This window comes from Bacillus sp. JJ1533 (assembly GCF_036965045.1).
Lineage (GTDB): Bacteria > Bacillota > Bacilli > Bacillales > Bacillaceae_L > Ferdinandcohnia.
Genome location: NZ_JBALOV010000006.1, coordinates 38291 through 52853, shown reverse-complemented (window position 1 = coordinate 52853; position 14563 = coordinate 38291). Strand labels below are relative to the sequence as shown.

At 38.4% G+C, this 14563-nt stretch carries 12 protein-coding genes; 7 read left to right on the top strand and 5 right to left on the bottom strand.

Going from position 1 to position 14563, the window contains the following annotated elements:
• The first annotated feature begins 92 nt into the window (after nucleotides 1-92).
• Both V7138_RS03785 and murC read left to right on the top strand, forming a co-directional pair.
• Nucleotides 93-2558: a DNA translocase FtsK gene (locus V7138_RS03785; protein WP_335394429.1), complete on the top strand. Its 2466-nt coding sequence runs from the start codon at nucleotides 93-95 to the stop codon at nucleotides 2556-2558.
• 661 nt (nucleotides 2559-3219) lie between these two features.
• Nucleotides 3220-4518 (top strand): UDP-N-acetylmuramate--L-alanine ligase, encoded by a 1299-nt coding sequence (murC, locus tag V7138_RS03780; protein WP_335394428.1) that lies wholly within the window; start codon nucleotides 3220-3222, stop codon nucleotides 4516-4518.
• 73 nt (nucleotides 4519-4591) lie between these two features.
• On the opposite strand, the gene V7138_RS03775 is transcribed toward murC, so the two are convergent.
• Nucleotides 4592-5707: an aminopeptidase gene (locus V7138_RS03775; RefSeq protein ID WP_335394427.1), complete on the bottom strand. Its 1116-nt coding sequence runs from the start codon at nucleotides 5705-5707 to the stop codon at nucleotides 4592-4594.
• A 191-nt stretch (nucleotides 5708-5898) separates the two neighbouring features.
• Here V7138_RS03775 and V7138_RS03770 point away from each other — a divergent pair, with 191 nt between their 5' ends.
• The 3 genes from V7138_RS03770 to ytxJ are packed head-to-tail and all read left to right on the top strand — an operon-like array spanning nucleotide 5899 to nucleotide 7099.
• Complete coding sequence (locus tag V7138_RS03770; RefSeq protein WP_335394426.1) at nucleotides 5899-6336, top strand: DUF948 domain-containing protein; 438 nt, start codon at nucleotides 5899-5901, stop codon at nucleotides 6334-6336.
• 15 nt (nucleotides 6337-6351) lie between these two features.
• Complete coding sequence (locus V7138_RS03765; protein WP_335394425.1) at nucleotides 6352-6759, top strand: YtxH domain-containing protein; 408 nt, start codon at nucleotides 6352-6354, stop codon at nucleotides 6757-6759.
• 13 nt (nucleotides 6760-6772) lie between these two features.
• A complete protein-coding gene (gene ytxJ, locus V7138_RS03760; protein WP_335394424.1) occupies nucleotides 6773-7099 on the top strand; it encodes a bacillithiol system redox-active protein YtxJ in 327 nt (108 codons plus the stop codon).
• Nucleotides 7100-7138: 39 nt separating this feature from the next.
• Here the strand turns inward: ytxJ and V7138_RS03755 are convergent, their stop codons facing one another.
• On the bottom strand, nucleotides 7139-9298 hold the full coding sequence (locus V7138_RS03755) for a cell division protein FtsA (protein WP_335394421.1): 2160 nt from the start codon (nucleotides 9296-9298) through the stop codon (nucleotides 7139-7141).
• A 185-nt stretch (nucleotides 9299-9483) separates the two neighbouring features.
• Here V7138_RS03755 and V7138_RS03750 point away from each other — a divergent pair, with 185 nt between their 5' ends.
• Both V7138_RS03750 and ccpA read left to right on the top strand, forming a co-directional pair.
• Nucleotides 9484-10563 carry a bifunctional 3-deoxy-7-phosphoheptulonate synthase/chorismate mutase gene (locus tag V7138_RS03750; RefSeq protein ID WP_335394419.1) on the top strand — a complete coding sequence of 360 codons (1080 nt, stop codon included), beginning with the start codon at nucleotides 9484-9486 and terminating at the stop codon, nucleotides 10561-10563.
• Nucleotides 10564-10834: 271 nt separating this feature from the next.
• Complete coding sequence (gene ccpA / locus V7138_RS03745) at nucleotides 10835-11836, top strand: catabolite control protein A (RefSeq protein WP_335394417.1); 1002 nt, start codon at nucleotides 10835-10837, stop codon at nucleotides 11834-11836.
• A gap of 161 nt (nucleotides 11837-11997) precedes the next feature.
• On the opposite strand, the gene V7138_RS03740 is transcribed toward ccpA, so the two are convergent.
• Genes V7138_RS03740 through V7138_RS03730 form a run of 3 tightly spaced genes read right to left on the bottom strand, consistent with a single transcriptional unit; the run spans nucleotide 11998 to nucleotide 14449 of the window.
• Entirely contained in the window at nucleotides 11998-13152 is a 1155-nt protein-coding gene (locus tag V7138_RS03740) for an acetoin utilization protein AcuC (RefSeq protein WP_335394415.1), read from the bottom strand.
• 1 nt (nucleotide 13153) lies between these two features.
• On the bottom strand, nucleotides 13154-13792 hold the full coding sequence (locus V7138_RS03735) for an acetoin utilization AcuB family protein (protein WP_335394413.1): 639 nt from the start codon (nucleotides 13790-13792) through the stop codon (nucleotides 13154-13156).
• Nucleotides 13793-13816: 24 nt separating this feature from the next.
• Nucleotides 13817-14449, bottom strand: coding sequence for a GNAT family N-acetyltransferase (locus V7138_RS03730; RefSeq protein ID WP_335394411.1), 633 nt, complete (start codon nucleotides 14447-14449; stop codon nucleotides 13817-13819).
• Nucleotides 14450-14563 lie beyond the last annotated feature (114 nt).

Below are 14563 nucleotides of genomic sequence, written 5' to 3'. Positions count from 1 at the left end.
AAAACCAGCGGCTTTTTTGTTACAATAAAGTGAAATGACTATGCCCGTAAATGCGGGATAAGGAATAGAATCAAAATGGAAGAGTGATAGTTGTGAATTGGATAAAAAGATTACTAGATTTTTTTAAGGCGGACGATGACGATCCAATTGAAATTAGAACGACTCAAATCCGACAAAACAAACATATAGAGACGAGAGTTACATATGAATACCCAAAGGGGAATTTTCGATTTCCAGTTATTCCTGATCAAGAACTCGGTAAAACAAAAAAGGTACAGACCAGGCAAACTCAGCAAACAAGAACACCGCAACCAAAAAGGAATAATAATCCCAAACCTGTTGTAAAGGTAAAAGTGAAACAAGAGAAACAGCCCTTTCGACCAACTGAAACGCCATCCCCAGTATATGGTCTAAGTAAGCCAAAACCTCATGAAACTATAGAATTTGAACTTCCTTCAACACCTATTACGGATACAGAATCAATTGCTAGGGCATGGAAAGAAGCGCAGGAAGAGGTAGCCTCTACAATTTTACGCACTGAGCAAGTGGAACCGGTACTACAGGTTGTACCCGACGAAGATGAACAACAAAAGGTTGCTAGCTTTGCAAATGAGTTAATTAGGGAAGAAGAATTAGTAAAGGAAGAACCAGTTAACAATGAGCCAGCTGCCCAAGTTTTTAATCGTGAGGAAACGCCAATACAAGCCTTACACACAGAAGAGGCTGCGGTTACCATTGAACCGAATGTGATAGAACAAGATTTGAGAGAAACTGACGGTGTGATAGTAGAACCGCTTCAACCTTCTGAAGAAATGAATAGTGTTGAACAAGTAGTGGAAGTAAATGTGGAATCTATTGCTGTAGATGAGAGTGAACCACAAGCAGATCAAATTCAGAAACAAGAACAGACAAATACGAAGCCAAGAAGGTCCCATATTCCATTTAATGTCTTAATGTTTAAAAAGGATAAACAGAAATTGTCCCAAAAAGAAACAGGACAAACAAATCAACCAGTTCAAATTGAGCCTGTCGAGCCTGAAACTACACAGGAACAGCCGAACCTGCAGGAAACACTAAAACAACAGGAACAACCAGAGCAGCAGGAAATAGAAACAAACCTAGCTGAAGAAGAGCTACTCCCAGGATATTCATTTCCGGGTTTATCTTTTCTAAATGCACCACCTGCCCAGCAACATGATGACAGTCAATGGCTTTTAGAACAGAGAAATATTCTAGATCAAACTCTACGAAATTTCAAAGTGGGTGCCAAAGTCGTAAATGTAACACAGGGGCCGGCTGTCACTAGATTTGAAGTACATCCTGAACCTGGAGTGAAAGTAAATAAAATTACAAATCTATCAGATGATATTAAATTAAGTTTGGCTGCTAAAGATATTCGGATTGAAGCACCAATCCCAGGGAAAAATACAATCGGAATTGAAGTGCCGAATAAAAAAAGCAAGCCTGTCCTTTTAAAGGAAATTATTCAAAGCCAAGAGTTTATCTCGAATCCATCACCGCTAACTGTGGCAATGGGTCTTGATATTTCGGGTAAACCGATTGTGACGGATTTGCAGAAAATGCCGCATGGCTTAATTGCCGGTGCGACTGGTTCCGGTAAAAGTGTATGTATTAATGCAATGCTTGTGAGTCTACTTTATAAGGCTTCTCCGGATGAAGTGAAGCTACTCTTAATAGATCCCAAAATGGTGGAACTTGCGCCATATAATCATATCCCGCATCTCGTAAGTCCTGTCATTACAGATGTGAAGGCTGCAACAGCTTCGCTTAAGTGGGCCGTAGAGGAAATGGAAAGACGATATGAATTATTTGCCCATACTGGTGTTCGTGATATTGGCAGATATAATCAAATGGTGAAGAAGCATGATGAAAAGAGTGGTAAGCTTCCATATCTCGTCATTATCATTGATGAGTTAGCGGATTTGATGATGGTTGCTCCAGGGGATGTTGAAGATTATATTTGCCGGATCGCCCAGAAAGCAAGAGCGTGCGGGATCCATTTAATTCTTGCTACCCAACGACCGTCGGTAGATGTTATCACAGGATTAATTAAAGCAAATATTCCAACCCGGATTGCATTTTCGGTGTCATCACAGGTTGATTCTAGAACTATTATTGATTCGAGTGGGGCAGAAAAGCTACTTGGTCGAGGGGATATGCTATTCCTTGAGAATGGTTCTTCCAAGCCTATTCGTGTCCAAGGAAATTTTGTTTCAGATGATGAAATCGAAGCAGTTGTTGATTTTGCAAAAGCGGAAATGAAACCAACCTATTTGTTTGAACAAGAGGAACTTTTAAAAAAGGCTTCCATCTCTAATGATGAGGATGAGTTATTTTTAGAAGCGTGTGAGTTTGTTTTAGAACATGGAGGAGCATCAACCTCAAGCGTGCAACGACGTTTTAGAATTGGCTATAATCGTGCAGCTCGACTTATTGATATGATGGAAGAACAAGGAATTATTTCAGAATCCCGTGGCAGCAAGCCACGTGAAGTATTAATAACCGAAGAGGAACTAGCTGATATCTATGAGGGCTGATAGCAATTATTATCAGCCCTTTGGTTTTAGTTAGGCTGTTTTCGCAAACTTTGTTGTTTGATATAGCTATTACTAAGTATTATTAGACACTTTGGTTTCCCCTTTAGTGATTGGAGCGTATGGCACGAGATCCTTGAAAATGCACGCATTTTCTTCGTGAGGTGTAGTTTCAAAGAAGCCAATTCAATGTCCTGCGGGAATAGCGAGCCAAGCGAAACCCCGCAGTGAGGCACGAGCGAGGAGGCTTGCGGATCGCCCGCGGGAAGCGAGTGCCAGAAGCGGAAATCACCCTATTTCCAACAAAAAACTTTAAGTTAATAACAACAATCATTTAGAAAAGAGTCTTTAGTTATAAAGTCCTAAAATACCTAAAAAATCAATGTAGCAAAAGGTTAATTCTATGGCCCAACGTTCATAATAAGGGTAACTTATCCCACACAGAATCTTGATTTGTGGACATACTCCAAATTTTGGACGGCTCTCTAGTCATTTTTTCGTAATGGTCTTCACTATTGATTAGTGCTATAATGAAAAAATGTGAGATGATTGTATATATACATAAAATTCATTAGCACCAATCTCAAAATCATGGGTACAATTATCAAAACTAGATGAATTTCATATACTGTCTTACAGATAGACATTGTTGGAGGTTCTTTATATGACAGTTTACCACTTCGTTGGAATCAAAGGTACTGGCATGAGTTCATTGGCACAGATACTTCATGATATGAATTATGAAGTTCAAGGGTCTGACCATGAAAAGTTTTATTTCACACAAAAGCCTTTAGAGGAACGTGGAATAAAGATTTTGCCTTTTAATAAGGACAATATTCATGAAGGTCTGACGGTTATTGCCGGGAATGCCTTTCCTGATACTCATGAAGAAATAGTAAAAGCGAATGAACTGGGGCTACCTGTTATTCGATATCACCGTTTCCTAGGTGAATTTATGAAACAATATACGAGCGTTGCTGTAACAGGCTCCCATGGAAAAACTTCGACGACCGGGTTACTTGCACATGTCTTGCAAGGAGCAGAACCTACTTCTTACTTAATTGGAGATGGAAGTGGGATGGGATCTGAGAATAATAAAAACTTTGTGTTTGAAGCATGTGAATACAGACGACATTTCCTAAGCTACCATCCTGATTATGCGATTATGACCAATATTGATTTTGATCATCCGGATTATTTCGCAAATATTGATGATGTATTCAATGCCTTTCAAGAAATGGCACTTCAGGTGAAAAAGGGAATTATTGCTTGTGGGGATGATGAGTACCTTCAAAGTATCCAGGCAAAGGTTCCTGTAGTTTTCTATGGATTTGGCGAAGAAAATGATTTCCAAGCACGTAATATTAAAAAAAGCACGGAAGGTACGACCTTCGATGTTTTTGTTCGTAATACTTTTTTTGCTACATTTTCAATCAATGGGTTCGGAAATCATAATGTCTTAAATGCTTTAGGTGTGATTACCCTTTGCCACTATGAGAATATTGATGTGTCCATCATTCAAGATCGATTATTAAGCTTCCAAGGTGTGAAGCGAAGATTCTCTGAAAAGCGGGCTGGACATCAAATTTTAATTGATGATTACGCTCATCATCCAACAGAAATCAATGCAACCATTGAGGCGGCACGACAAAAATATCCTGATCGTGAAATAGTGGCGATTTTTCAACCACATACATTTACAAGAACTCAGACATTTTTAGATGACTTTGCTGCAAGCTTGGAAAAGGCGGATCAGGTCTATCTCTGTGACATTTTTGGCTCAGCACGGGAGAACAAAGGAGAACTTTCCATCGTCGACCTACAAGGCAAAATCCCAGGGGCTGAATTAATCAAAGAGGACAATACATCGATTCTTAAAAAACATGAGAACAGTGTGCTGATTTTTATGGGAGCAGGAGATATTCAAAAATTTCAAGACGCATACGAGAAGGCAACTGTTTAAACGAAACAAAAAGGACCTTGCGAGGAATTCGCAAGGTCCTTTCTCATTTGTCCAGCTTCAGCGCATTTCTGTATTATTTCAGATTTTCCGGATTTAATGGTTCAAGCTCAGGGATGACGAAACGGCCATCTTTACGAATTAGCACATCATCAAAATAGATTTCTCCACCGCCATATTCGGGACGTTGGATATTTACCATATCCCAGTGGATATTGGAGTTGTTTCCATTGTAGGCATCCTCATATGCTTGACCAGGTGTGAAATGGAAGCTTCCATCGATTTTTTCATCAAATAATATGTCTTGCATTGGATGTTGGATATAGGGATTTACTCCGATGGCAAACTCGCCGATATAACGTGCTCCTTCATCCGTATCAAGAATCTTATTGATACGATCTGTGTCATTTGATGTCGCTTCAATAATTTTTCCATCCTTGAAAGTTAGTGAAACATTTTCAAACGTAAAGCCTTGATAAGGGGATGGTGTGTTATAGGTGAGGGTCCCATTGATTGAATCACGCACAGGTGCTGTATACACTTCACCATCTGGAATGTTCATCTCACCAGCACATTTAATTGCTTTAATTCCTTTAATGGAGAAAGTAAGATCAGTACCGGGACCAGTAAGGCGAACTTTATCAGTCTTGTCCATAAGTTCGACAAGGGCATCCATAGCCTTGCTCATTTTTCCGTAATCTAGATTACAAACATTAAAATAAAAGTCTTCAAAAGCCTCTGTGCTCATTTTTGCAAGTTGGGCCATTGAGGAATTTGGATAACGAAGAACGACCCATTTCGTCTTCGGAACACGAATTTCACGATGCACTTTTTTACCAACTGTATTTCCTTCAATCTTCATTTTATCATCTGGAACATCTGCAAATTCATTGATGTTATCTCCAGAGCGTAAGCCGATATAGGCATCCATCTTACTCATGACTTTTGCTTCAAAGTCTGCTTTCATTTCAAATTGCTTCTCCTGTGCTCCTAATAATAGGGCACGGTCAACTTGATGATCTTTTAAAGATACAAATGGATATCCGCCTGCTTTATATGCTTCATTTATTAACGCAATTACAAGTTCACGCTGCAATCCAAAGTTTTCAATAAGTACTTTTTCACCTTCTCCGAGGCGTACAGAATAATTAATTAAATTACGAGCGAGTGTTTCAATACGTGGATCTTTCATGTTTATTGCCTCCATATCCTATTTGCTTATGTACAATCTTATTGTAACCTAATCGAAGATTTTTGTTTACTAAATAAATAGGAGGTGAAATTCTGTGAAGGAATTTAAAAGAATATGTCGAAAGTAAAACTATAGGGATATATGATTAATAAAGGTATAATCGGGTAAGAAAGATATAAGGAGGTGCATCAATGATTCTTATCGTTTACATAAGTGTGGCAGTCATAGCGATTGCATTTTTAATTTTAGTTATTTATCTCTCAAGGACACTACGTTCTCTTCAAATAACATTAGACAATGTGGCTGGAACCTTATCTGGGTTAGAAAAACAGATGGAAGGTGTTACAAGTGAAACGACAGCATTATTGAATAAAACAAATAAGCTTGCAGAAGATATTCAGCAGAAATCTGAAAGCCTGAACACAGTTGTTGACGCTGTTAAAGATGTCGGAACCTCGTTGCAACGCTTTAATCAATCTGTAGGAAATGTTACAGAAGAGGTTGCTGTGCAACTGGAGAAAAACAAGGCCAAAATCTCACAGGTTGTTCAAGTAGGAAATGCTGTAATAGAGATTTGGGATAAATGGAAAGATAAGAAACAAAAGCACGACAAACATTATTCGAATTAAAGAAAGGGGATTACGATGGGAAAAAAGAATAGTGGTTCAAACTTTTTACTTGGAACAATAGTAGGTGCAGCAGTAGGTGCAGCAACGGCGCTATTTCTCGCACCGAAAACTGGCCAGGATTTACGCAGGCAGCTTAATGACCAAGCATCAGTTGTAAAAGAAAAAACCAATACATTAACTAAAACAATCTCAGAGCAGTCTAATCAAATTTTAACAAAAGTAAAAGACTTTAAACCTTCTCCAGGAGAAAACAATATAGAAGCAGGACAAAACAGCCAGGTAACAGAAGAGGCTGTGTCTATATCTAATGAAGATACAGTTGAGGATCACGCTGAAAATAAAGAATTATTTCAAGAAAAGCTAGCTGAAGCACAGCAAGCCTTAACAGAGGCAGAAAGAAACACACAAACAATAAATGAGTAGGAGAGATGGATAAATGGGGAAAACAAAGGTTGAAACAATCGAGGAATTTAACCAAGTTCTGGATAAAGAAAATCAATTTATTTTAATTAAACACAGTTTAACATGTCCAATAAGTAAAGCAGCTTTTGATGAGTATGAGCAATTTGTAACAGAACATGGAGATGTACCAACTTATTATCTTTATGTACAAGAAGCTAGAGAACTTTCTAATCATATTGCGGAACAATTTGACATTAAACATGAATCACCACAGGCTCTTCTTTTCGAGGGTGGCAAGGTTAAATGGAATGCCTCCCATCGAAATATTACAAAGGAATCATTAGCCGCAGCGGGAGAATAACGAAAAGTCCATGGGCTCGCGCCATGGACTTTTGCTTTTCTATGAAATTGACTTTTCCGGCCATATGATGTCTAAATAATCTCCAGGGGAGAGGATATCATAAAATGTACATTCTTCCCCATTTTTTATGATCATAAATCGACCGGCAGTGTTTGTAGGCAATTGGATATCGACGAAGCGAAACAGGTCCTGAAAAATGAATGGCTCGACTTCTTTTGTAGTCATTTGAAGTTTATCACCGTGTTTAAGAAGATCTTCTTCTTGAAGAATCTCCCCATTACGATAAAACTCATGTAATGGTTTATTCAGAGTAATCATTTTCTCCTGAAAGAATACCTGAATGGAGTAGTCCGTTTGAATCTTCTGTGCTTCGACAAAATGGCGTAAGCTTGGGATTGTCCCTTGCACGATTTCAAACGAATCCTGATCCTTAAAAGGTGAATGTATGGAAACTTGACTACCATTTTTAGTTAATTTACTAGAAAATTGCTCTAGCTTTATGTTTTGATCGTTTAAAGAAATGGTAAATCCATTGGTCCATTCTTCACGGAATGGAAAAGTGCTTGTGCGAATGATTTCTTCGATCGTCTCAGGAAAGTAAAATGAAATGACATCATGGTCCTGAACAAAGCTTTCTGGACTTGTTTGTTGATGATTCTGTTTAATAGTAGCTGTTATAACCAATTCTTTTCCATTCAGGTAAATCTTTTTTTGAGGGATATCGTCAATCAGTTCTTTAATCATTACCGATGCTTTTGTACCGTCATTTCCTTTGTTAACAATGATTTCGTCACCATTTCTAATCTCATCCTCAAATGAACATGGTTTTCCATTTTTTAAAAGTAGAGGAGATTCTCCATATCCACCAGGAATTGTGACAGGCTGATTGTTTACCGTTATGATCATGGCCATTCCAGGTTTTCCATAAAGCTTATGCAGCTTAATTCCAGCTGCTAAAAGGCTATCTCCAACAGTAAGACGTTTCATTTCAAAGAGTCTTACTGATTTTTGATTAACAGTTACATTGACATAATGGACAGGATTTTGACTTGAAGCAACAGCAATTCCAATTGGTGTTACGAGTTCAGGTCCTTTTTGAATATCCTCTGGAAAGTCAACTTGATTAATCGCATCAATACCTCGAATCGCAACACGATTTTCAGGTAAACTCAATGCGTTTGCAAGCCGTTTTGGAAGTTCAGGAGTTAAGCTACCTCCACCAACGAGCATAACAGCTTTAGGTGGTTTATTTTTATTTAGACTAACTATTTCGTCACGTATTGATTCTGCTAATCGATCGATGGAGCCAGAAATATTATTTATTACTTCTTGTCTACCAATTTCTGCTTCAAAGCCGAGAATGTCAACAACTTGAATCGTATCATTCGTTAATAAATCACGTTTTGCTTGCTCGGCTAAAGGGAAGTCGAGCAGGAGTTGGTCGCTGATTGCTTCCGTAATTTCATCTCCTGCTACTGGGACCATTCCATAGGCAACAACGGTCCCTTCATCTGTAATGGCGATATCTGATGTCCCTGCACCAATATCTACTAATGCCAAGTTTAATCTTCTCATCGATTGCGGAATGAGGACATTAATAGCAGCAATAGGCTCAAGGGTTAGTGCCTCCATATCAAGGTCAGCTCGATGCAAAGCGGATATCAAGGATTCAACGACAACCTTAGGTAGGAAGGTCGAGATAATCTCGACACGGGCTTCGTTCCCTTGCTGGTCAATTAAGTTGCCTATTTCTTGATTATCTAAGAAGTAATGGATAACTGAATATCCCACACAATAATAATCATTGCTTTTTTCCGATTGATATTGTTCAGCTAATGCATATTGGGCTTTTTGGACAGCACTTAATTCTAAATGCAAAATATCTTCTTTTTTAATCAAAGGTTTTGAAGAAATTTGAATGGTTTCACTAGAGCGTTCCGTTTTTAAGGCTCTGCCAGCAGCAGCAACAGCTGCTTTCGTTAATGTACCATGCTTTTTCTCAAGGATATCTTTGATTTCACATATTACATCAGAGACAGCAATCACATCGTGAATTTGTCCATCGACCATAGCCCTTTCCTTATGTTCACGGATTACAATATCGATCATTCTATAGGTAGAACCCGTTTTTTTAACAATAAGTCCGACTACAGAACGTGTTCCAATATCTAGTGCAAAAATTGTTGGATTGTTTTCCATTGTATATTCACCTATGCTTACAAGAATCATAAAACGCTTTATCACTTAAAAGCGTTTAAGTAATAAAAAAATTATAGTGACAGATTGAATGATTTCGTATATAATGAATTCTAATTACTTGAAATGTATCATATTTTCGGTTAGATTGCGACAACTTAAAGCTTATGGGAGAAAGGAAGAGTGAGATGAGTAAAGCTGTAGAATTAGATAACCTTCGTGAAAGAGTAGAAGAAATTAACCTTGAAATTCTTAAACTTATTAGTGAACGTGGTAAATTGGTTCAAGAAATTGGAAAAGTGAAAGAAACACAAGGGGTTAATCGCTACGATCCTGTACGCGAAAGAACGATGTTAAACACCATTTTGGAGAATAATGAAGGACCGTTTGAAACATCAACGATTCAACATATTTTCAAAGAAATCTTTAAGGCTAGTCTTGAGATACAAGAAGATGATCATCGAAAAGCTCTCCTTGTTTCACGTAAGAAAAAGCCTGAAGATACAATTGTCGTTGTAAAAGGTGTAAAAATTGGTAATGGGGCACAGCAATTTATTGTTGGACCTTGTGCAGTTGAGAGCTATGAGCAAACTGCTGCTGTAGCTGCAGAAGCTAAAAAGTATGGGTTGCGATTACTTCGCGGTGGAGCATTCAAACCAAGAACGTCACCTTATGATTTCCAAGGACTAGGCCTTGAAGGATTACAAATCTTAAAACGTGTTGCTGATGAGTTTGATATGGCTGTTATCAGTGAAATTGTTAACCCAGCAGACATTGAAGTTGCTTGCGATTACATCGATGTTATTCAAATTGGCGCACGTAACATGCAGAACTTCGAATTGTTAAAAGCAGCAGGATCAGTTAAAAAGCCTGTATTATTGAAACGTGGACTGGCTGCTACGATTGATGAGTTCGTAAATGCAGCAGAATATATCATATCCCAAGGAAATGATCAAATCATTCTTTGTGAGAGAGGAATTCGTACTTACGAAAAAGCTACTCGTAATACATTAGATATTTCTGCAGTTCCAATCTTAAAACAGGAAACACACTTACCAGTATTTGTTGACGTTACACACTCAACTGGACGTCGTGATTTATTATTGCCATGTGCAAAGGCAGCTCTTGCAATCGGAGCAGATGGTGTCATGGCGGAGGTTCATCCAGATCCAGCAGTTGCATTATCAGATTCAGCACAGCAAATGGATTTTGATCAATTTGAAAAATGGATTACAGAACTAAAGGCATCTCAAGCCGTTCGTGTATAACAACGTCCTTATGACCCATATCGTGTGGGCCTAAAATCTGGGCGCAAAGACCCCAAGGCGCATTTGATTTTTCACAAAAACCTCCTGCTACTATTAGTGGGAGGTTTTTTTGGAGTTTTTCCAACGAATTTGTTAAAATATGCACAAAGTAATTGCCCTAACAAATTAAGTAGCGTATGATAATCTACATAAAGTAAGCAAATATGACATTTGTTTGTATAAAAAAGTTCATACTACATATAAGTTGAACTTGAAATAAGGAGTGCTGTCAATGAATGTGACAATTTATGATGTAGCAAGGGAAGCCAATGTGTCTATGGCAACCGTATCACGTGTTGTTAATGGTAACCCAAATGTTAAACCAACGACTAGGAAAAAAGTACAAGAAGCAATTGATCGTTTAGGCTATCGCCCAAATGCAGTGGCTCGTGGACTAGCTAGTAAAAAAACGACAACAGTTGGAGTTATTATTCCAGATATTTCAAACATTTTTTATTCAGAGCTGGCTCGTGGAATTGAAGATATTGCCACAATGTATAAATACAATATTATCCTGAGCAACTCGGACCAAAACAAGGATAAAGAATTTCACCTTTTAAATACAATGCTTGGTAAGCAAGTTGACGGTATTGTGTTTATGAGTGGAAATATTACAGAAGACCATGTCGAGGAATTCGGAAAATCACCTGTACCAATCGTATTGGCCGCTTCAGTTGAAAACTCAAATTCAGTCCCAGCGGTTACAATTGATGTTGAGCAGGCTTCATATGATGCAGTTATTGAATTAACGAATAGAGGCCATAAGAAAATTGCCTTTATTAGTGGTCTATTAACCGAACCAATTAATGGTGAAAAGAAACTAGCTGGTTATAAACGTGCAATTGAGGAAGCAGGACTTTCCTTCAATGAAGAATATGTAATCGAAGGTGATTACACATATGATTCCGGTATTGAAGGTTTCGAGAAGATACATGAGCTTGCTGACAAGCCAACAGCTGTATTTGTTGGTTCAGATGAAATGGCATTAGGTGTGATCCATAGTGCGCAAGATTTAGGCTATTCGATTCCTGATGATTTAGAAGTGATTGGCTTTGATAATACACGTTTAGCTCTGATGGTGCGTCCACAGCTTACATCAGTTGTACAACCTATGTATGATATTGGTGCGGTTGCAATGAGATTGTTAACAAAGCTTATGAACAAAGAAAATGTAGATGAGCAAATCGTAGTATTACCACACCGAATTGAGTTTAGAAATTCAACAAAACAGTAAGGAAAGAAAAACACGGCACTTGCCGTGTTTTCTCTTTTGATGTCTAGCTCCAGGCGTCATCGGCTCTCTGGTCTAAGCTAATCGCTTCGGAAGGTAAAATGCACCTTCTGTCAGCGCTTGTCTTATGCTTGTCGCCGATATGCGGAAGCATTAAGCTTTTCTTATTTATTGCGAATCGGATAAAGAGTTTTTGTAACCGTTAGTGCATTTTTTTCCTCAATTTCCGATTTTCTAGGGATGGGAGGATAAATTGTAGGTTCATCATCCCAACATGTAGGAAGGTTTAATTTTGACTGTGGCTGCCATTTATTAATCCAATCAATTGGAAGAGGACCACTTATACTCGATTTTTCAATCATTTCAAGCCAAATTAAGGACCATGCCCTCGGTACGACCCTCCAAATATCATAACCTCCGCCACCAACTGCAATCCAGCGACCATCACAATATTGATGAGCAAGCTTATGAGCAAGCTTGGGAATCTCCCGATAGATTTTCATTGTAGTCGACAAATGGGTTAATGGATCATAATAGTGGGAGTCTACTCCATTTTGCGTAAAGATCACATCCGGTTTGAAAAATTCGGTTACCTCTGTAAAAGAGGTGGTATAGGCATGTAACCATGATTCATCCTCAGTGAATGCATCTAGCGGGACATTGAAGGAATAGCCATAGCCTTTCCCTGAACCTCTCTCAGTGACGTTTCCTGTTCCAGGAAAGAGATATCGTCCAGTCTCATGAATAGAGAGTGTACATACGTCAGGATCATCATAGAATGTCCATTGAACACCATCTCCATGGTGAGCATCAGTATCAACATAAAGTACTCTTACATTATATTTCTTTTGCATGTAGCGGATGGCGACAGCACTGTCATTATACACACAAAATCCGGAGGCTTTCCCGCGGAATCCATGATGTAATCCGCCACCTAGATTTAGAGCGTGTTTGGACTTACCAGACATAACATGGTCAACCGCAGAAAGGGTTGCACCAACCAATAATGCACTTGCTTCATGCATCCCTGGGAAAATGGGGGTATCCTCAGTACCGATTCCATAGCTATGACCTACTTCTTCGGAAAGTTTTCCTTCTCCAGCTAACTTTACTGCTTCGATAAAATTAGGGTCATGAACAAGCGTTAATTCTTCATCAGTTGCGATTCTAGGTGGTATAATATCCGAGTCATTTAACAAGTCCAGACTTTTAAGTAAATCATATGTAAGTTTTACTCTCGTTTGATTAAAGGGGTGGTCATGGCTAAAACGATATTTTAACAATTGATCTGAATAGACAAAAACTGATTCTTTCGTCATATCAGAGCCCCGGAAAGGATGGCCACATAACAGTGTATCCTTCATTTTTTAGATTTGTAATGATTTTATTGGGATTCATTGTCTGAACTCGTAACACAAGTATTTTATAATCGGTATCCTTGTCCGGATACACTAGAACACTGTGAATATTCACATTATGATTTTTAATGACATTGATCACCTCTGCAAGTGTGCCTGCCCGATTGGGAACCTTAATTTCTAGCTGGGAGCCTGGTTGATTGGCACCGGTTAATTGTGCAAAAGTATGAAGCAGATCCGTTTCCGTGATGATTCCAACTAATTTTCCGTTAGATTCTATGGGGAGACAGCCAATCCGATGCTGGGAAAAGACAGCAGTGATTTCTTCAACAAAATCGAGGGGATGGCCGGTTATAACATCTTTTACCATAATCTCTTTAATGGATGATTCAAGTGTTTTATCTTCATTAGTAAAGTCAAGGATGGAAGGCTTAGCATCACGAATATCGCGGTCACTTATAAGCCCAATTAAATGTTGATTTGCATCTACGATGGGAATATGGCGAATCTTTTTTTCATCCATCGTTCTTATTGCAGTTGAAATGGTATCATCAGCTGATAAAGTTGTGACATTTTTTTTCATGATTTCTTCAACAATCATGTATATCCCCCTTACTTAAACTTCTTAATACATGAATCGATTCATAAAGCGTAACCTATCAAACCTTTCAATCGTATCCTGATCAACATGTTTTCCAATTCGAGCCATTAAACAATTTGCAGGATGTGAACTAATTTCAGGGTCGTCAGTTGCAAACCATTCGAGTCCACCAGCACTCATCATTTTCTCCATTATCTTTCGATACTCCCAAACATTAAGGCCTGTACCTTTCAAATCCCAATGCCAATAGTACTCAGTTGTTATGATTAGGTAGTTCTCCATCCATTCATCCATCATTGAAACGATTAATAGATTTTTACCAACCCCACTGCCGCGAAACTTTGGGATCACTTCAATTGCACCTAACTCTATTAAATTTTCTATTTTACCCTCAGACCACCGTTCAAGCGGGTCTGGATAAAGATATGTAACATACCCAACAATCGTATGATGCTCTCTTGCGATAATAATTCTTCCTTCAGGTAGGTCGGCAATTTCAATCAATGCCTTATGTTGTTGGTTTGGAGTACGAAAAGCCACCAGGCCGTCGTGAAATTCATAGCTTGCAAGAGTCTCTCCGGTTATGGGACCTTCAATTATAAGCGTACCATGAGGGGTCTTTAGTTCCTTAGCATTATACGTTTTCCTATGCTCCACAATGTCACCACCATTCTAAAGTCATTATCATTATACATGAATCTGGGTATAATGAAGCGTTTTCAATCCCTTATACACTAATTATACAATTTTATCGAAAAATATTATATATAT